This window comes from Streptomyces sp. NPDC015130 (assembly GCF_043080005.1).
GTDB lineage: Bacteria > Actinomycetota > Actinomycetes > Streptomycetales > Streptomycetaceae > Streptomyces.
The window spans coordinates 67558-85914 of record NZ_JBIBVC010000007.1; the positions used below are offsets into that span (position 1 = coordinate 67558).

Genomic DNA, 18357 nt, shown 5'->3' on the forward strand with positions numbered 1-18357 from the left:
GGGACGGCGTGACGAAGGGCGGACCTCCCGTCGGGCTCGGGAGGTCCGCCCTTCGTCGCGGTCACGACCGCCAGGTCGCTCCGCCGTCAGGTCACTCCGCCGACAGGCGCGGCGTGCGCTGCGGCTCCGTGCGCCGGGTGCCGGTCTTCTCGAAGGCCGCCGCGAGGGACAGCAGGGCGTTGTCGTCGTAGGCGCGGCCCGCGAAGGTCAGTCCGACGGGCATGCCGGTGTCCGTCATGGTGCCCATGGGCACGGTCACGGTCGGGATGCCGAGGTGGCGGGGGACCAGGTTGCCGTTGGCGACCCAGACGCCGTTGCGCCAGCCGAGGTCGGCGGAGGCCACGTCGACGTCCATGTCCGCGGGGCCCACGTCGGCCACAGCGGGGAAGACCACCGCGTCCAGGCCCAGGCCGTCCATCCACAGCTCCAGGTCGACGCGGCGCGTCTCCTCGAGGCCGCGCAGCCCCTGCTCCAGGAGCGGCATGTCGGTGAGGGACGCGTACGGGCGCTCGCGCACGAATCGCGGGTAGTCGCCGATCGTGTCGTCGAAGCCCTCGTACCGGTCGGGCAGCTCGCCCTCCCGCTTGGGCCAGATGCGGGCGCCGTCGACGTCGGCCAGGGAGGAGAGCGCCGGGTCGCCGTTGGCCCGCAGGAAGTCGTCCCAGGCCCAGGCGGACAGGTCCTCGATCTCGAAGGCGAGGTACTCGCGGCTGACCAGTCCGCGGGTGAGCAGCGAGGGCGCTCCGGGACGGTCGGACTCGTAGTTCGACACCACGGGGAAGTCGACCTCGACCACCTCGGCGCCGGCGGCCTCCAGGTCGCGGCGGGCGGCTTCCCACAGGGCGATCACCGAGGGGCGGGTGTCGACGGGCTGCCCGGTCTGGCCGCCGATGCCTCCGTCGGGGTTCGTACCGGCGGCGGGGTCGGCGTTGATGTACATCCGGGGCACGCCGACGCGCTTGCCGGCGAGCGCGGCGGACGCGGCTCCGGCGTCGGCCGGGGCGAGGGCCGGGTAGGAGGCGGGGCGGACCTGCGAAGCGGCGGGCAGCTCCACCCACGGCTGTGCGCGCCAGAGGTCCCCGCGCGTGTGCGGGTCGTCGGCGACGACGACGTCGAGCAGTTCGAGCAGGTCGGCCATGGTGCGGGTGTGCGGGACCACGACGTCCATGGTCGGTACGAGCGGCCAGTTGCCGCGGACCGAGATCACACCGCGGCTGGGGGTGTAGGCGCACAGCGCGTTGTTCGAGGCGGGGGCGCGGCCGGAGGACCAGGTCTCCTCCCCGAGGCCGAAGGCGCCGAAGGACGCCGCCGTCGCCGTGCCGGAGCCGTTGGAGGAGCCGGAGCCGTACGCGCTGGTCAGCCAGTCGGCGCTGTACGGGCTCTCCGCGCGGCCGTACACGCCGCGCTGCATGCCGCCGTTGGCCATCGGCGGCATGTTGGTCAGGCCGATGAGGACCGCGCCGCCCGCGCGCAGGCGCTCGACGGCGAAGGCGTCGCGCTGGGCGACGAGGTGCTCGAAGGCGGGGGAGCCGGACGCGGCCGTGAGCCCCTCGGCGAGGTAGCTGTCCTTGGCGGTGTAGGGGATGCCGTCCAGCGGGCCCAGCGTCTCGCCGCGGGCGCGGCGGGCGTCGGAGGCCTCCGCCTCCGCCCGGGCGCGCGGGTTCATCACGACCATCGCGTTCAGGGCGGTGGCCGTACCGGGCCGGTCGTAGGCGTCGATCCGCGCGAGGTAGGCGTCGAGCAGCTCGACCGAGGTCGTCTCGCCCTTCTCCAGCGCTGCGCGCAGGTCGGCGATACAGGTCTCCACGACATCGAATCCGCGCGTCATGTGGGTCTCTCCTGGGGGTGGGTCGGGCAGGCGGGCCGCTGGCCTTCGGGGCGACCGCGGACAGCCGGTCGTCACACACCCCATCGCACTGACTAGATCTTCAGTCTAGAGTAGCGCTCTAGATTCCCGAAACCTAGACTTGAGGTCTGGAATCCCGGAACCGAAGGTGAGCTCATGTCGACGTCAGAGACCGGGCCCGCGCGGCCCACGGCCCGGGTCCCGATCGACAGGAAGCGTCAGCCCAGCGGGGACGAGGCGCGGGAGCGGGCCATGCGGGCGGCGGTCAGCGTCATCGCGGAGAAGGGCACCGCGGCCCTGCGGATGTCGGACATCGCCGCGCGGGCCGGGATGAGCACCGGGCACATCCTCTACCACTTCGGGAAGAAGGACCGGCTCCTGCTGGAGGTCCTCGCCTGGAGCCAGGCGGACCTCTGGACCCGGTTCCAGCAGGCCGCCGACCAGGCCGCGTCGCCTGCCGAGAAGCTGGACCTGTTCGTCCGCTTCTACCTGCCCAGTCACCAGGGCGACGAACGCTACGCACTGTGGACGCAGGTACTGGCCCAGCGCCACGACGAAGCGGGGCGGAAGATCCTCACCGAGCTGCTGGACGGCTGGGACGAGCGCCTGGAGGCCATCCTCCGCGAGGGCAGGGAGCGGGGACACTTCGCCGCCGTGGACCTCGACGAGTTCACCGTCCGGGCCGTGGCGATGCTGAGCGGGCTCTCCGAGGACGTGATGTTCGGCCGGTCCCGCTGGCAGCACACCTCCCCCCACGCGTTCGCCCTGGCCGCCCTCGAACGCGAACTGCGCCCCGCCGATCAGCGCTGACACCGGCGGAGGCCGCTGAGGTTCCGCGCCGGGCGCGGAACCTCACGCGGCCTTGGCCAGGGTGGACCGGTCCCCGTTGTGCGTGTGCCGGGTGGGCGCCATGACGCCCGCCGGGGTCCGCCGTCCGTCGTGGCGCGGCCACAGGAGGAGGGCGCCGACCGTCCCCGCCCCGGCGAGGACCGCGAGGACGGACCAGGTGAGGGTGAAACCGGCGGCGGTGCCGAGCCATCCCGCGACGGGATAGGTGATCAGCCAGGCCAGGTGCGACAGGGAGAACTGGGCCGCGAACGCCTCGGGGATCGCGTTCCGCGCCACGGAGGCGCGCAGGACCTTGCCGGTCGGTGTGATGACCAGGGCCATGCCGACCCCGATCACGCTCCAGAGGATCGCCGTGCCGGTCCAGGTGAGCAGACCGGTCGCGGTGAGCACGACGGCGGCGACCGTGCTGCCGGCGAGGACCCCGGCGCCGGTCGTCATGACGGTGCGGGCGGCGACCCGGTCGAGGACGCGGGGCAGTACGAGGGCGGCCAGGAGGGTGCCGGTGCCGGAGGCTGCGAGCATCCAGGCGACGTCCGACTGCGTACCGCCGAGTTCGTCACGGACGTGGTTGACGGTGTTCACGACGACGATCGATCCGGCCGCCGCGACCACGAGGTTGAGCGCCATGACGCCGCGCAGCCGTGGCGTCCCGAGGAACGTCCTGATCCCGGCCGCCGCCCTGTCCCACGTTCCGGTGCGGCCGCTGGGGCGGGCTTCGGGGATACGGGTCGACAGGACGAGCGCGGCGGAGAGCAGGAATCCCGCGGAGGTGCCCAGGAACAGTCGGTCGAAGCTCAGGAACGTCAGGGCGACGGCCGCCAGTACGGGGCTGAGCAGGCTCTCCATGGTGGAGGCGACCTGGGAGGCGGACAGGGCGCGCGTGTAGTCGGCCTCGTCGGTGACGATGTCGGGGATCACGGCCTGGAACGTCGGGGTGAACGCCGCGGAGGCGGCCTGGAGCAGGCCGATCAGCAGGTAGATGTGCCAGACCTCGGTGACCAGGGGCAGGGCCAGGACCACCGCGCCGCGGATCGCGTCGAGGAGGAAGAGGAAGGTTCTTCTGGGGAGCCGGTCGACGTACGCGGCGGCCAGGGGTGCGATGGCCACGTACATGACCATCTTGATGGTCAGGGCCGTGCTGAGCACCGCGCCGGCGCGCGGGCCGGCGAGGTCGTAGGCGAGGAGGCCGAGGGCCACCGTGGTCAGCCCGGTCCCGAACAGGGCGATGACCTGGGCGCCGAACAGGTGGCGGTAGTCGCGGATGCCGAACAGTCGCATGGCGGGGTCCTTCCGTGTCCGTGCGGCGGGGCGTGGTCCCGTGGCGGGGGCCGCGCCCCGCGGGTACAGGCGGGGGGTTCTCAGGCATGGGTGTCGCTCTCCGTCGGGCGGGTCAGTGGTGCCCGTGGTGGTGGTCGCCGTGCGCCGGTGCGGCCTCGGTGGTGTGCACCGTGAACTCGGCCGTCCGGACGACGCCGTCGTGCTGGAAGTCCAGGTAGAGGCGGTAGGTGCCGGCCGAGGGCGCGACCGCCATGAAGCTGATCCCGGGCCCGGGCGCGGTGGCGCCGTCGCCGGGGTGGCCCTCCGGGTGGACGTGGAGGTAGCCCAGGTCGCCGACGCGCAGGGCCACGAGGTGTCCGTAGGCGGCCAGGTAGGGCTCCAGGTCGGTGACGGGCCGGTCGTTCCGGCTGACGGTGAGGGTCAGCTCGCTCGCCTCGCCGGGCACGAGCGCGCCGTCGAGGGCGACGGTGTACTCGCCGGTCCGCGCGGTACGGGTGGCCTCGGGGAGCGGGCGCGGGGCGTACGGTCCGGCGACCGCGACGTCGATCCCCAGGGTCAGGGTCCCGTCGTGGCCGACCGGGTGGATGTCGGTGAAGAACCGCCAGTCCCCGGGTTCCAGGTCCAGCTCGGTGCTCCAGTCGCCCTTCTCGTCCCGCATCGGGTGCACGTGCTGGAACCCGGACGTGTCCCGCCGGACGGCGATGAAGTGCAGGTCCTTCTCGTGTTCGGCGACGAACTCGGTCACCGGCCGCCCGTCGGGGCCGGTCACCCTGAATCCGACGTGCTGCCGCCGGCCGGCGGTGAGGATCGTGGAGTCGACTTCGAGGGTGTAGCCGTCCGCCGAGACCGCCAGCCCGCCGGGCCGCCCTCCGCCGTGGTCTCCGTGACCGCTGTGACCGTTGTGACCGCTGTGGTTGTTCATGGCATGTCTCCCCGGATGTGATCCGCCGTGGCGTCGTCCGCGCTGGACGTTGATCACAACCATATACCCCCCCGGGGTATTCCCGGAAGGGTGGAATTCCATGACGGCACCCGTTGAAGTACCGGTACGAGTGACCCCTACAGCCAGTCCTTCTTCTTGAAGACCACGTACAGGCCGGTGCACACCACGGCCATCAGCAGCACCGCGAACGGGTAGCCGCCCGCCCAGTGCAGCTCCGGCATGTTGTCGAAGTTCATGCCGTAGATCGTGCCGACCAGGGTGGGGGCGAAGAGGATGGCGGCCCAGGAGGAGATCTTCTTGATCTCCTCGTTCTGTTCGAAGCCGGCTTCCGCCAGTGTGCGCATCTCGGCGTTCTGTTGTTGGGTGACGAGGGTGGCGTTGACCGTGAGGATGTCCGTCAGGGCCTGGCGGAAGCCGTCGACGCGTTCGCTGGTGTGGGTGACGTGGTCGGCGACGTCGCGGAGGTAGCGCTGGAGTTCCTCGTCCGTGCCGTACTTGGCGAAGCCCGCCATCAGGCCGTGGAGCATGCCCACCAGGGGGCGGGTGGCGCGCTGGAACTCGACCATCTCGCGGGAGAGTTCGTAGATGCGGCGGGAGACCGCCGGGTCGCCGCCGAAGACCTCCGTCTCGATCTCGTCGATGTCGTTCTGGACGCCCGCCACCACCGGGGCGTAGCCGTCGACCACCGCGTCGAGGATCGCGTACAGGACCGCTTCGGGGCCGAGGGAGAGGAGGTCCGGGTTCCCCTCCATGCGGTGGCGGACCGTGGAGAGGTCCGGGGCCGCGCCGTGGCGGACCGTGATGAGGAAGTCCGGGCCCACGAAGATGTGCAGCTCGCCGAACTCGACCTCCTCCTGGGCGTCGAGGTAGCGGGCCGCGCGCAGGACCACGAAGAGCGTCTCGCCGTACCGCTCCAGCTTGGGGCGCTGGTGGGCTTCGAGGGCGTCCTCCACCGCCAGTTCGTGCAGGTCGAACTCCGCTGCCAGGGAGTGCAGTTCCTCCTCCGTCGGGCGCTGCAGGCCGATCCACGCCATGCCGTCCGGGTGCTCGCGCAGCCGGCGGAACGTGTCCGCGAGCGTGGCGGGGGAGGAGACCCGCCGGCCGTCGCGGTAGACGCTCGCCTGCACCACGCTCGGCCGGTCGGCGGGGTGCGGCGTCGACGCGGGCTCGGGCTGTGGTTCCGGACGGCGGCGCCAGGCCGCGCGGGGACGACGGTCGGGCACCGGCCTTCACCTTTCGGAGGGATTCGGGGGATTATTGGGTGACTGGGGGTTTTCGGTGCTATCAGTGTCTTTGGGGATGGTATCCGGTGGTGCGATCTCGGGTGTGTCATGGCTTTCGGTCGTCGGGCTCGGGATTGCGGAAAGGATCTGTCCGCAAAGGCCAGTAGCTTCCTCGTATGGCCTCCACGACGAAGCACCCGGTCCTCAGCCGCCGCGCGCTCAACCGCGCCACCCTCGACCGTCAGCTCCTCCTCCGTCGCGCCCCGCTCGGTGCCGAGGAGGCCGTGGCGCACCTCCTCGGCCTCCAGGCACAGAACACCAAGCCCCCGTACTACGCGCTCGCCGCCCGCCTCGACGGCTTCCGGCCCGAGCAGCTGTCCGGCCTCATGGAGTCCCGCGCCGTCGCCCGCATCGTCACCATGCGCTCCACCGTCCACACCCACACCGCCGAGGACGCCGTCGCCCTGCGCCGGCTCGTGCAGCCCGGGGCCATCGACCGGGAGCTCGCCGTCTTCGTCGGCCGCAAGGGCCTCGACGGCGTCGACCTGGAGCGGCTCGCCGCCCTCTCCCGCGACCTCGTCGAGGAACGGCCCCGCACCCCCAAGCAGCTCCGCGAGGAGCTCCTCAAGGAGTGGCCGCACGCCGACCCGCAGTCCCTCTCCCTCGCCGCCCGCTGCCTGCTGCCCCTTGTCCAGGTCACCCCGCGCGGTCTCTGGGGACGCGGCGGGCAGGTCGCCCTCACCACCGTCGACGAGTGGTTCGGGGACACCGTTCACAGCCAGGCGGCTGCGGGGCGTGGTGAGCTCGACGCGACCGTGCTGCGCTATCTGCGCGCCTTCGGGCCCGCCTCCGTCAAGGACATGCAGACCTGGTGCGGCCTGACCCGGCTCGGCGAGGCCTTCGAACGCCTCCGGCCCGGCCTCCTCGTCTTCCAGGACGAGCGCGGCACCGAGCTCTTCGACGTGCCCGACGCGCCCCGCCCCGACGAGGACACCCCCGCCCCGCCCCGGTTCCTGCCCGAGTTCGACAACCTGCTCCTGTCGCACGCCGACCGCACCCGGGTCGTCACCCCCGAGATCCGCTCCCGCACCTGGCAGGGCAACCGGGCCTTCTCCGTGTTCCTCCTCGACGGCCTCCTCGCCGGGCTCTGGCGCCTCGACGAGGCCGAGGACGGCACCACCACCCTCACCGTCGAGCCCTTCGCGCGCGTGACGCGCGCCCAGCGCGCCGAACTCGCCGCCGAGGCCGAGCGGACCCTCCGGATCATGACGCCGCCGGGCACCCCGTACGACATCGTCCACAAGGAACCGCGCGAGACGGCGGCGTGACGCCCCGCGGGACGCCGCCCCCGCCGCCGGTCACGGCAGCGCCCCCGCCCGGCGGGCCGCCACCACCGCCTCCAGGCGGGTGTGCGCCCCGAGCTTCCGCATCGCCGAACGCAGGTAGCCCTTCACCGTCTCCGGCCGCAGCCCGAGCCGCTCCGCCGCCACCGCGTTCGTCGCCCCCGAGGCCACCGCCGCCAGGACGTCCGTCTCGCGCGGGGTCAGCGGCACCGCCGGCGCGGACTGCCCCGGGACCGCCGTCCCCGTGCCGGACGCCGCCTCCAGACGTCCGCACACCGCGAGCAGCCGATTCCGCAGCTCCGCGTCCTCGACCCGGGGTGCCAGCGCCCGCAGCTCCCCGTACGCCTGCCGCACCTCCTCCCAGGACGGCGCCGAGGGCGGCGGGACCAGCAGCCGCTGGACCTCGTCCCGTACCGCGAGCGCCTGCTCGACGTCCCGGGCCGCCGCCACCGCCGCGTCGAAGACCCGCTCACCGATCGGCAGCGCGTCGCGCAGCGCCCCGTACAGCACCCCGCGCACCTTCCGGCGGACCACGACCGGCACCGCCACCACCGACCGCAGCCCCTCCGCGGAGACCGGCACGTCGTACTCGTGGGTGATGTGCCGCGCCGACGGGTAGTCGGTCACGGCGCACGGCCGCGACAGGGCCAGGCACTTGCCGCCGAGTCCCGAGCCGGCCGAGATCGCGAGCCCGCGCAGCGCCGGGGTCACCGCCCCGCTCAGCTCGGCGATCCGCAGCGCCCGGCCGTCCTGGAACAGCCCCCCGAAGACCACCGGGAGACCGGTGGTGCGGCGCAGCCGCAGCAGCGCGCCGCGCAGCTCCACCGATTCGACGTGCTCGCGCACCGTTCTCTCCCCGCTGTCCGTCGGCAAGGTGCCTGGTTCACCCCCGAACGGGGGTAGTGAGACCTGGGTCACCGATTACACGATGTCCGGGACCGGTCCCGCAACGAGGAGGACACATGACGGATGCGAGCGCGACCAGCGCGACGGAGAGGTTCCGGGCCGCCCGGGACTTCCTGCTCCACCATCGCGAGGACTACGAGACGGCGTACGAGGGCTTCGCCTGGCCCCGGCCCGACCGTTTCAACTGGGCGCTCGACTGGTTCGACGTCATCGCCGCCGGCAACGACAGGACCGCCCTGCACATCGTCGAGGAGGACGGCTCCGAGACGAGGCTGAGCTTCGCCGAGATGTCCGCCCGCTCGAACCGCGTCGCCAACTGGCTGCGCGCCCAGGGCGTCCGCGCCGGGGACCGGATCATCGTCATGCTCGGCAACCAGGCCGAGCTGTGGGAGACGATGCTCGCCGCGATGAAGCTGCGCGCCGTCGTCATCCCCGCCACCCCCCTCCTCGGCCCCGCCGACCTCCGCGACCGCGTCGAGCGGGGCCGCGCCCGCCATGTCCTCGTCCGCTCCGAGGACACCGCCAAGTTCGACGACGTGCCCGGCGACTACACCCGCATCGCGATCGGCGGGGACGGGGTGACCTGGCTCGGCTACGAGCACGCCGCCCAGGAGTCCGCCGACTTCGAGCCCGACGGCGTGACCTTCGCCGAGGACACGCTGATGCTGTACTTCACCTCCGGCACGACGGCCCGGCCGAAGCTCGTCGAGCAGACCCACACCTCGTACCCCATCGGCCACCTCGCGACGATGTACTGGATCGGGCTCAAGCCCGGCGACGTGCACCTCAACATCTCCTCGCCCGGCTGGGCCAAGCACGCCTGGTCCAACCTCTTCGCGCCGTGGAACGCGGAGGCGACCGTCTTCATCCACAACTACACGCGCTTCGACCCGGCCCGGCTGATGAGCGAGATGGACCGGAACGGGGTCACCAGCTTCTGCGCCCCGCCGACGGTGTGGCGGATGCTGATCCAGTCCGACCTGGGCCGGCTCAAGGCCCCGCCGCGTGAGGTCGTCGCCGCCGGCGAACCCCTCAACCCCGAGGTCATCGAGTCGGTGCGGCGCGCCTGGGGCGTCACCATCCGGGACGGCTTCGGCCAGACGGAGACCGCCGTGCAGGTCTCCAACAGCCCCGGCCAGCGGCTCAAGGAGGGCTCCATGGGCCGCCCGAGCCCCGGCTTCCGCGTCACCCTCGTCGATCCCGTGACCGGCCGGGCGGGCGTGGAGGAGGGCGAGATCTGTCTCGACCTGTCCGCGAACCCGGTGGGTCTGATGACCGGCTACCACGGCGACCCGGAGCGTACGGCCGAGGCGATGGCGGGCGGCTACTACCGCACCGGCGACATCGGCTCGCAAGACGCCGACGGGTACATCACGTACATCGGGCGCGCCGACGACGTCTTCAAGGCCTCCGACTACAAGATCAGCCCCTTCGAGCTGGAGAGCGCGCTCCTGGAGCACGAGGCCGTCGCCGAGGCGGCCGTCGTCCCCGCCCCCGACCCGCTCCGGCTGGCCGTCCCCAAGGCGTACGTCGTGCTCGCGGCCGGCTGGGAGCCGGGCGAGGAGACGGCGCGGGTCCTCTTCGGCCACTCGCGCGCGGTCCTCGCCCCGTACAAGCGGATCCGGCGCATCGAGTTCGCCGAGCTGCCCAAGACCGTCTCCGGCAAGATCCGCCGGGTCGAACTGCGCCGGCTCACCGCCGAGGGCGGCGGCAAGGAGTACACGGAAGGGGACCTCGCATGACGACGACGGAACTCTCCTACGCCCACGGGCTGTCCGGCACCCCGCTCCTCGGCGACACCGTCGGCGCCAACCTCGACCGGGCCGTCGCCACCTGGCCCGACCGCGAGGCGCTCGTCGACGTCCCCGGTGGGCGGCGCTGGACGTACGCGCAATTCGGCGCCGACGTCGACCGGTTGGCCGGGGCGCTGCTGGGCAGCGGCGTCCGGAAGGGCGACCGGGTCGGGATCTGGGCGGTGAACTGTGCCGAGTGGGTCCTCGTCCAGTACGCCACCGCCCGCATCGGTGCGGTCATGGTCACCATCAACCCTGCTTACCGCTCGCACGAGTTGGCGTACGTGCTCAACCAGGCGGGCATCTCCCTGCTCTTCGCCTCGCTCGCCCACAAGACGAGCGACTACCGCGCCATGGTCGAGGAAGTGCGGGAGGACTGCCCGGAGTTGAGGGAGGTCGTGCACTTCGGAGACCCCGGCTGGGACGTCTTCCTCGCCCGTACGGCGGGAGGTCTGCGGCCCGAGCCGCTCTCCTGCGACGAGCCGGTCAACATCCAGTACACCTCGGGGACCACGGGCTTCCCGAAGGGGGCCACCCTCTCGCACCACAACATCCTCAACAACGGTTATTTCGTCGGGGAGATGATCGCCTACACCGAGCAGGACAGGATCTGCATCCCCGTTCCCTTTTATCACTGTTTCGGCATGGTGATGGCCAATCTGGCGGCCACTTCGCACGGCGCCTGCATGGTGATCCCGGCGCCGTCCTTCGAGCCCGCCGCCACCCTCAGGGCCGTGCAGGAGGAGCGCTGCACCTCGCTGTACGGGGTGCCGACGATGTTCATCGCCGAGCTGGGCCTGCCCGACTTCGCCGAGTACGACCTCTCCTCCCTCCGCACCGGCATCATGGCCGGATCGCCGTGCCCGGTGGAGGTGATGAAACGGGTCGTCGCCGAGATGAACATGGCGGAGGTGTCGATCTGTTACGGCATGACCGAGACCTCGCCCGTCTCCACCCAGACCCGCCGCGACGACGACCTGGACCGTCGCACCGGCACGGTCGGCCGGGTCCTGCCGCACGTCGAGGTCAAGATCGTCGACCCGGCGACCGGGCTGACCGTGGAGCGGGGCACCGCGGGGGAGCTGTGCACCCGCGGCTACAGCGTGATGCTCGGCTACTGGGACGAGCCGGAGAAGACCGCCGAGGTGATCGACGCGGGCCGCTGGATGCACACCGGGGACCTGGCGGTGATGCGGGACGACGGCTACGTCCAGATCGTCGGCCGCATCAAGGACATGATCATCCGGGGCGGGGAGAACGTGTACCCCCGCGAGATCGAGGAGTTCCTCTACGGGCACGCCAAGATCGCCGACGTCCAGGTCGTCGGCGTGCCCGACGTGCGGTACGGCGAGGAGATCCTGGCCTGTGTGATCCCCCGCGACCCGGCCGACCCGCCCGGCCTGGAGGAGATCACCGCCTTCTGCCGCGACCGGCTCGCCCACTACAAGATCCCGCGCCGGGTGGAGATCCTCTCCGAGTTCCCGATGACGGTCAGCGGCAAGGTGCGGAAGGTGGAGCTGCGGGATCGGTACGGGACGGGGTGACCGGGCCGGCCGGTCAGGCCGGTCCGCGGCCCTTCGGCGGACCGTCAGCAGACCTCTCGGCGCATGCACACCCGGGGCCAGACCGAGAGGCCGTGGGCCGCCTCCGCGCGGCTGATCGCACGCAGCCCCTCCGTCAGCGCCGGGTCGGACTCGGTGAGCGGGCGGAAGCCGAGCCGGGCGTAGTACGGGGCGTTCCACGGGACCTCGGTGAACGTCGTCAGGGTCAGGGCCGTCAGCCCCTGCTCCCTGGCGGCCGCCGCCAGGTGCTCGATCAGCTCCTTGCCGACGCCCCGGCGGGCGGCGTCCGGGTGCACCGACACCTGCTCGATGTGGGCGGAGCCGTCGACGGTGTCGGTGAGCAGATAGGCGACGGGACGGTCGGCGGGGTCCACCGCGACCCAGGCCCGGCCCTCGCGGCGGTACGCCTCCAGGACGTCCAGGGGCAGCGGGTCGTCGTCGGCGATCGCCGCCATGCCGAGAGTGCGGAACGGCTCGCCCGCCGCCCGTTCGATGTCCTGGAGCAGCGGGAGTTCGGCCGGAGCGGCCGCTCTGATGCGCATACGACAGTATGGCGCGGCGTCAGAGGGCGGTGCGGCCCGTCCTCCCGCCCGGCTCCGGAGGAGGCCGGTTCTCGTCCGCCTCGCCGGGCCGGTCGAGCAGCCCGCCGTCCCGGGAGAAGCGGGGCAGGAACAGGGCGAGCGCCGGATCCCCGTACAGCGCCACGTACAGCTGGACGAGGCGGCCGTCCGTCACCTCGCGCCGGTGCGCGGGCAGCGGATGCCGGTCCCGCAGGCCGTCGAGCAGGTCCCGGGCGGCGGGTGTGACCGGCCGCAGCCGCAGCAGCAGCACCGTCGCCGCGAGGACCGGCGGCACGGTGAAGGCCGCGACGAGGCCGGCGCCGCCGTACCCGTCCGCGTACCCTCCGCCGTGCCCGTGGCGTGCCCAGGTGAGGAGCAGGCCGGTGCCGACCGTCAGCGGTACGCAGACGAGCAGGACGCGGGCGGCCCGCAGCCGGGCGGGCGGCCGCAGCAGACCGGCCCGGCCGAGCTCGCCGCCCAGGGCGTCCACGGCCCGGCGCGCCTCCGGGCGCAGGGCGAGCGCCCGCAGGGCCAGCGCCCGGTGCAGCGAGCCGTGCACCCCGAGCTGTATGGGGTCACGGGTCCGGCCCGGTCCGCCGTTGGCCCGAATCGTACGTTTGCGGCCCGCGGCGACCGCCCCTCGCTGGTGCAGGGCCACGAGCGCGACCGTGACGGCCGCCCGGCGCCCGCCCCGCAGCAGCGCGAGGGCCTGCGGCGGCGGCTCGGCGTCCGCGGTCCACGCCCCGCTTTCCTGGCTGCGGGTTCGCAACAGCACGACGGCGAGCACCAGTTCCGCGCAGGCCACCCCGATGAACCACCACATTGCCGTCGTCATTGACGCCACCCCCGAGGGTGTTGTGCCCGGGGGAGCGTGATCGTCACGCGTGAATGGCCGGTTTCGGATGACGATCGGACGGTGAGGCGTCGTGTACGGGCCACCGGGCGACCCGTGGCCCGGTCAGGCTCCGGCGGCGGCCAGTTCGTCGGCCGCGTGGTTGACGGGCTGCGGGGTGCCGGTCAGGTCGAGGACGAAGAGAGGGAGGCCTATCTCGGCGGCGCGTTCACGCGCCTCCGGGGTGTAGCCGGCCAGCGAGAAGAACACGCTGACGCTCGTGCTGGGGGTGCTCAGGCCGTTGAGCCACAGGCATTCGACGGCCCGCAGCCCGGCGGGCCGGGTGCTCGGGTCCACCTGGGCGACGAGCCCGGGCGCCCGCAGGTCCACGCCGGAGGCGGGGCGGTCCTCGGGCTGGACCACGTCCCGGAAGCCGAGCCAGCGGAGGTACCCGGCGGCGGCGGCCACCGCGTCCCGGGCGGTACGGATCGTCACCGGCCGGAAGGCGCCGCGCACCGGCTCCGGGCGCGGGGCCGTGGGCGGCAGCGGGATGTGCGCGGGGTACCGCTCGGCGAACGTGCGGTGCCCGCAGGACCCGGGCGGCACGTCCAGGGCGTCGGAGCCCTGGCCGTCCCGCCCGGCGGGGCCCGTACCGAACCACTCCGAGCCGGGCTCGACCGCCCGAGGCCCACCCGGCCCGGTACCGGCCTCGCCGGGTCCGCCCGTGCCGGGTCCACTCGCATCGAATTCGCCGGCGCCGGGTCCGGATCCGGGTCCACCGGCACCGTGCCCGCCCGCACCGGCCCCACCCTCACCAGGCCCACCGGCACCGAACCCGCCCGCGCCGGGTCCGTCCGCCCCGGGTCCACCCGTACCGAACGTGTCCGCGCCGGGTCCGCCCGCGCCGGGTCCGCCCGCGCCGGGTCCCCCCGTGTCGAGTCCGCTCGTGCCGGGGCGGACGGGTGCCGCGTCGGGCCGGTCGCCGCCGAAGGTGCCGGCCGTGGCCGGCGGCGGCGCGAGCCCGGGGCCGCCCGGGTCGCGGGGGGCCGTACCGGGGCCGCCCCGGGGGTCGGCCTGCGGAGTCGTACCCCAGGCCGTCCCGGAGGGCGGTCCTGAGCGGTCGGGCCCTCCCGCCGTGCCCCCGTGCCCGGACGGCCGGCCGGTGCGGCCGGTGAAGAGCCCCTCCGGGTCGGGCGGGGTCAGCGGGGGCCGTGGGGCGGGCGGGTACTGCGGGGCGGGCGTCCGCGCCGGGGCGTGGCCCCGGCCACCGACGGCCCGCGAGTCCTCCGCCCCGCCGCCCGCTCCGGGCTCCGTACCGGGCTCCGCGTCCACCGACCGGACCGGGACCCGGAGGACCGTGCCGCAGGCGCAGCCGAGCTCCGGGTGGGGCCAGTCGTCCTCGCGGCCGCAGGCGCCGCAGCGGACGGTGACCCACTCGTCCGTCCAGTTCCGGTGCGTGATCGGTTCCGCCGTCGCGCCGGCCGTCACCGGCGGCGCGACCGGGCTTCCGCACGCGCAGGGGAAGACAGGCGCCGCGTACGCCTGCGTCCGCTGGCACTCCGGGCAGCGCACCGGTACCGACTCAGCCACAACCCCTACCCCCTGTCGTTCGGTCCCATCGTCCACCCATCGGCCACCTCGGGGGAGGAGTTCGGCCACTTCGCCGATTCCGCGGGCCGGACCTCTCTTGACGGTTCTCCGCGAGCCGACCTACATTGCTTCCGTATAGCAGAACAGTATTTCCGCATTACGGAAACAGGCCTCCCGGGTTCGTCGAACAGCCGGGTGCGCCTGCCTCCGACCGGCCGAAGCAGGAGCACTCCCATGCCTCGTATGACCGCCGCCGCAGCGGCCGTTGAGATCCTCAAGCGCGAAGGCGTCACCCAGGCGTTCGGCGTCCCCGGCGCGGCGATCAACCCCTTCTACCGCGAGCTCAAGAACGTCGGCGGCGTCGGCCACACGCTCGCCCGCCACGTCGAGGGCGCGTCCCACATGGCCGAGGGCTACACCCGTGCCCAGGCCGGCAACATCGGCGTCTGCATCGGTACGTCCGGCCCCGCCGGCACCGACATGATCACCGGCCTGTACTCGGCCATCGCGGACTCGATCCCGATCCTCTGCATCACCGGCCAGGCCCCGGTCTCGAAGCTCCACAAGGAGGACTTCCAGGCCGTCGACATCGCCACGATCGCCAAGCCGGTCACGAAGGCCGCGACGACCGTCCTGGAGGCCGCGCAGGTCCCGGGCGTCTTCCAGCAGGCCTTCCACCTGATGCGCTCCGGCCGTCCCGGCCCGGTCCTCATCGACCTCCCGATCGACGTCCAGCTGACCGAGATCGAGTTCGACCCGGAGACCTACGAGCCGCTGCCGGTCTACAAGCCGTCCGCGACCCGCGCCCAGGCCGAGAAGGCCCTGAGCTTCCTCCTGGAGGCCGAGCGCCCGCTGATCGTCGCCGGTGGCGGCATCATCAACGCCGACGCCTCCGACCTCCTCGTCGAGTTCGCCGAGCTGACCAACATCCCGGTCATCTCCACCCTCATGGGCTGGGGCACCATCCCGGACGACCACGAGCTCGCCGCCGGCATGGTCGGCGTCCAGACCGCGCACCGCTACGGCAACGCGACCTTCCTGGAGTCCGACACCGTCATCGGCATCGGCAACCGCTGGGCCAACCGCCACACGGGCTACAACCTGGAGGCGTACACCAAGGGCCGCAAGTTCGTCCACGTCGACATCGAGCCCACCCAGCTCGGCAAGATCTTCGCCCCCGACTACGGCATCGCCTCCGACGCCAAGGTCGCCCTGGAGCTCTTCGTCGAGATCGCCAAGGAGTGGAAGGCCGCGGGCAAGCTGCCCGACTTCTCCGCCTGGGCCGCCTCCGCGCAGGAGCGCAAGGCCACCCTCCAGCGCCGCACGCACTTCGACAACATCCCGATGAAGCCGCAGCGCGTCTACGAGGAGATGAACAAGGCCTTCGGCCCGGAGACCCGTTACGTCACCACCATCGGTCTCTCCCAGATCGCGGCCGCGCAGTTCCTGCACGTCTACAAGCCGCGCCACTGGATCAACTGCGGCCAGGCCGGCCCGCTCGGCTGGACCATCCCGGCCGCCATCGGTGCCGCCACCGCGCAGCCGGACGTCCCGGTCGTCGCGCTCTCCGGCGACTACGACTTCCAGTTCATGATCGAGGAGCTGGCGGTCGCCGCCCAGCACAAGGTCCCCTACGTCCACGTCCTCGTGAACAACGCCTACCTCGGCCTGATCCGCCAGGCGCAGGGCGGCCTCGGCATCAACTTCGAGGTCAACCTCGAGTTCGAGAACATCAACACCCCGGAGATCGGCGTCTACGGCGTCGACCACGTCAAGGTCGCCGAGGGCCTGGGCGTCAAGGCGATCCGCGTCACCGACCCGGACAAGCTGGGCGAGGCGCTGGAGGAGGCCAAGAAGCTGGCCGTCGAGTTCCAGGTCCCGGTCGTCGTCGAGGCGATCCTGGAGCGCATCACCAACATCGCGATGAGCAAGACGGTCGACATGAGCGACGTCACCGAGTTCGAGGAGCTCGCGACCGAGCCCGGCCACGCGCCGACCGCGATCAAGGCCCTCAAGGTCTGATCCTCCGGAGGAGGGTCTCGCAGGGACCTCGCCGGGGCCTCGCGGCCGGATAGGCTGCGACCTCACCGAACGGCGCTCGGGGCAATGCCCCGAGCGCCGTTTTCGAGCGTCGTTCCGCGTGCCGTTCCGAGAGGACACACCCCATGCCCGTCGTGACCCGACTCGTCACCCACGTCGAGCTGGACGAGGCGTGGACGACCCCCGCGCAGCTGTCGGTCTCGGCCCGCCTGGACGCCGAACTCTCCGACGGGCGGACCCTGGTCCTCCTCGACGACCGGGGCTGGAGCGAGAGCGTCGTGGGCGACGGGGACATCCGGGCCTTCCTCACCGCCGAGGACATCGAGGACAGCGCCCGCACGGTCGTCGGCCCCGACGAACCCTTCGGCGACGAGACGCGCGAGCAGGCGCAGGCCGCCCACTGGGCGGCTCTCGCCGCTCTCGTCGAGGCGCGTGCGCAAGGGGTACGGGCGGACGCGGCCGAGCTCTCCCGGCTCACCCACACCGTCGTCCTCGGCGACCGCCTCCGCGCCTGGGCGGGCCTCGACGCGCCGCGGGAGAATTGACCGGCCCCCGCCCCGAGGAGCACCGGGGCGGGGGCCTCACCCCTTCTGTGCCCGTACGAGCACCGCGCCCGCCTCCGTCCACTCGTACAGGACCGAGCGGCCCGCCCGCCCCCGCCGCACGAGCCCGGCGTCCCGCAGCACCTTGAGGTGCCGGCCCACCGAGCCGAGCCCCTGCCCGGTCAGCGCCACCAACTGGCTGGTGGACAGCGGCGATCCGAGGCGTACGAGCACACCGGCGCGCGCCGGCCCGAGCAGCGCCCCGAGCGCCTCGGGCACGGCAGGGCCAGAGGTGTCGGCCAGAACCCCCGCGCAGGGATAGACGATTGCGCTCCGCTCCGTCCCCTCCCAGGACACCCAGCCGGTGACCGGCGTCACCGGGACGAGCAGCAGTCGCCCCTGCACGAACGAACGCGCCGGATAGTCACGGGTGTTGACCTGGAGCCGCCCGTCGCCGAGCCAGCGCATCCTGCCCGGGCACAGCTCGTCGAGCGCCGCCGCCCAGCCGTCCCGGCTCAGCCGGGCCGTCCGCGCCGTCACGTCCGCCTCCAGGATGCGCCGCCGCCGCGCCCACTCCGGCCGCACCGTCTCCCGCCACACCCAGCCGAGCACCCCCGCGAGCCGTTCCGGCAGATCGCGCGCCGAGCGCAGCGGCTCCGGCACCGGTCCGCCGATCGCCACCGCCAACTGGTCGACGGCGTCCGCGGGTTCGGTCGCGAGGACCGCCTCGACCTCCTCCTCGAAGCTCCGCTCGCGGTCGCCCACCGGCGTGGGGGTGAGGAAGTCCGCGTTCCAGGTGGGGCCGATGGCCGCCCGCACCAGCAGCGCGTCGAGCGGCTCGGCCGCGAGCCGCTCGCGGTAGACGGGCAGATGCCGGTCGAGCCAGCCGCGCTCGCCCGGATGCGTCGACACCCCCGCGTGCAGCGTCTTGAGCGAGGCGACCGTCTCGGCGAGCGGCGAGAACACGAACCCACTCCCCGCGAGGGTGTCCGTCCCGATCTGCCACCAGCCCATGTTTCGCCTCCCCGCGAAACATTACCGGCGGTCGGG

At 72.9% G+C, this 18357-nt stretch carries 15 protein-coding genes; 6 read left to right on the forward strand and 9 right to left on the reverse strand.

Going from position 1 to position 18357, the window contains the following annotated elements; translation table 11 throughout:
- Positions 1–91 precede the first annotated feature (91 nt).
- Entirely contained in the window at positions 92–1828 is a 1737-nt protein-coding gene (locus tag ACF08F_RS16455; protein WP_392299179.1) for an amidase, read from the reverse strand.
- A gap of 174 nt (positions 1829–2002) precedes the next feature.
- Here ACF08F_RS16455 and ACF08F_RS16460 point away from each other — a divergent pair, with 174 nt between their 5' ends.
- Complete coding sequence (locus ACF08F_RS16460) at positions 2003–2656, forward strand: TetR/AcrR family transcriptional regulator (protein ID WP_392299180.1); 654 nt, start codon at positions 2003–2005, stop codon at positions 2654–2656.
- 42 nt (positions 2657–2698) lie between these two features.
- Here the strand turns inward: ACF08F_RS16460 and ACF08F_RS16465 are convergent, their stop codons facing one another.
- The 3 genes from ACF08F_RS16465 to ACF08F_RS16475 form a co-directional block, all read right to left on the reverse strand.
- A complete protein-coding gene (locus tag ACF08F_RS16465; protein WP_392299181.1) occupies positions 2699–3973 on the reverse strand; it encodes an MFS transporter in 1275 nt (424 codons plus the stop codon).
- A gap of 112 nt (positions 3974–4085) precedes the next feature.
- Positions 4086–4895, reverse strand: a complete 810-nt coding sequence (locus ACF08F_RS16470) for a hypothetical protein (RefSeq protein WP_392299182.1) — start codon at positions 4893–4895, stop codon at positions 4086–4088.
- Between the two features lie 137 nt (positions 4896–5032).
- Positions 5033–6139, reverse strand: coding sequence for a magnesium and cobalt transport protein CorA (locus ACF08F_RS16475; RefSeq protein WP_392299183.1), 1107 nt, complete (start codon positions 6137–6139; stop codon positions 5033–5035).
- A 176-nt stretch (positions 6140–6315) separates the two neighbouring features.
- Between ACF08F_RS16475 and ACF08F_RS16480 the strand changes: the two genes are divergently transcribed.
- A complete protein-coding gene (locus tag ACF08F_RS16480; protein ID WP_392299184.1) occupies positions 6316–7467 on the forward strand; it encodes a winged helix DNA-binding domain-containing protein in 1152 nt (383 codons plus the stop codon).
- Between the two features lie 30 nt (positions 7468–7497).
- On the opposite strand, the gene ACF08F_RS16485 is transcribed toward ACF08F_RS16480, so the two are convergent.
- Positions 7498–8328 carry a LuxR C-terminal-related transcriptional regulator gene (locus tag ACF08F_RS16485; protein WP_392299185.1) on the reverse strand — a complete coding sequence of 277 codons (831 nt, stop codon included), beginning with the start codon at positions 8326–8328 and terminating at the stop codon, positions 7498–7500.
- A gap of 116 nt (positions 8329–8444) precedes the next feature.
- Here ACF08F_RS16485 and ACF08F_RS16490 point away from each other — a divergent pair, with 116 nt between their 5' ends.
- Entirely contained in the window at positions 8445–10130 is a 1686-nt protein-coding gene (locus ACF08F_RS16490) for an AMP-binding protein (protein WP_392299186.1), read from the forward strand.
- A complete protein-coding gene (locus ACF08F_RS16495) occupies positions 10127–11725 on the forward strand; it encodes an AMP-binding protein (RefSeq protein ID WP_392299187.1) in 1599 nt (532 codons plus the stop codon). The genes ACF08F_RS16490 and ACF08F_RS16495 overlap by 4 nt, the downstream gene beginning before the upstream one ends.
- Positions 11726–11769: 44 nt before the next feature.
- Here the strand turns inward: ACF08F_RS16495 and ACF08F_RS16500 are convergent, their stop codons facing one another.
- From ACF08F_RS16500 to ACF08F_RS16510, 3 genes are all read right to left on the reverse strand, one after another.
- Positions 11770–12285 carry a GNAT family N-acetyltransferase gene (locus tag ACF08F_RS16500; RefSeq protein WP_392299188.1) on the reverse strand — a complete coding sequence of 172 codons (516 nt, stop codon included), beginning with the start codon at positions 12283–12285 and terminating at the stop codon, positions 11770–11772.
- Between the two features lie 19 nt (positions 12286–12304).
- On the reverse strand, positions 12305–13138 hold the full coding sequence (locus tag ACF08F_RS16505) for a TIGR04222 domain-containing membrane protein (RefSeq protein ID WP_392299189.1): 834 nt from the start codon (positions 13136–13138) through the stop codon (positions 12305–12307).
- 123 nt (positions 13139–13261) lie between these two features.
- Positions 13262–14725: a hypothetical protein gene (locus tag ACF08F_RS16510; RefSeq protein WP_392299190.1), complete on the reverse strand. Its 1464-nt coding sequence runs from the start codon at positions 14723–14725 to the stop codon at positions 13262–13264.
- A gap of 234 nt (positions 14726–14959) precedes the next feature.
- On the opposite strand from ACF08F_RS16510, the gene gcl reads away from it, so the two are divergent.
- On the forward strand, positions 14960–16747 hold the full coding sequence (gene gcl / locus ACF08F_RS16515) for a glyoxylate carboligase (RefSeq protein WP_392299191.1): 1788 nt from the start codon (positions 14960–14962) through the stop codon (positions 16745–16747).
- Positions 16748–16890: 143 nt separating this feature from the next.
- Positions 16891–17310 (forward strand): hypothetical protein, encoded by a 420-nt coding sequence (locus ACF08F_RS16520; RefSeq protein WP_392299192.1) that lies wholly within the window; start codon positions 16891–16893, stop codon positions 17308–17310.
- Positions 17311–17346: 36 nt separating this feature from the next.
- Here the strand turns inward: ACF08F_RS16520 and ACF08F_RS16525 are convergent, their stop codons facing one another.
- Positions 17347–18321 carry an ArsR family transcriptional regulator gene (locus tag ACF08F_RS16525; protein ID WP_392299193.1) on the reverse strand — a complete coding sequence of 325 codons (975 nt, stop codon included), beginning with the start codon at positions 18319–18321 and terminating at the stop codon, positions 17347–17349.
- Between the last annotated feature and the right edge of the window lie 36 nt (positions 18322–18357).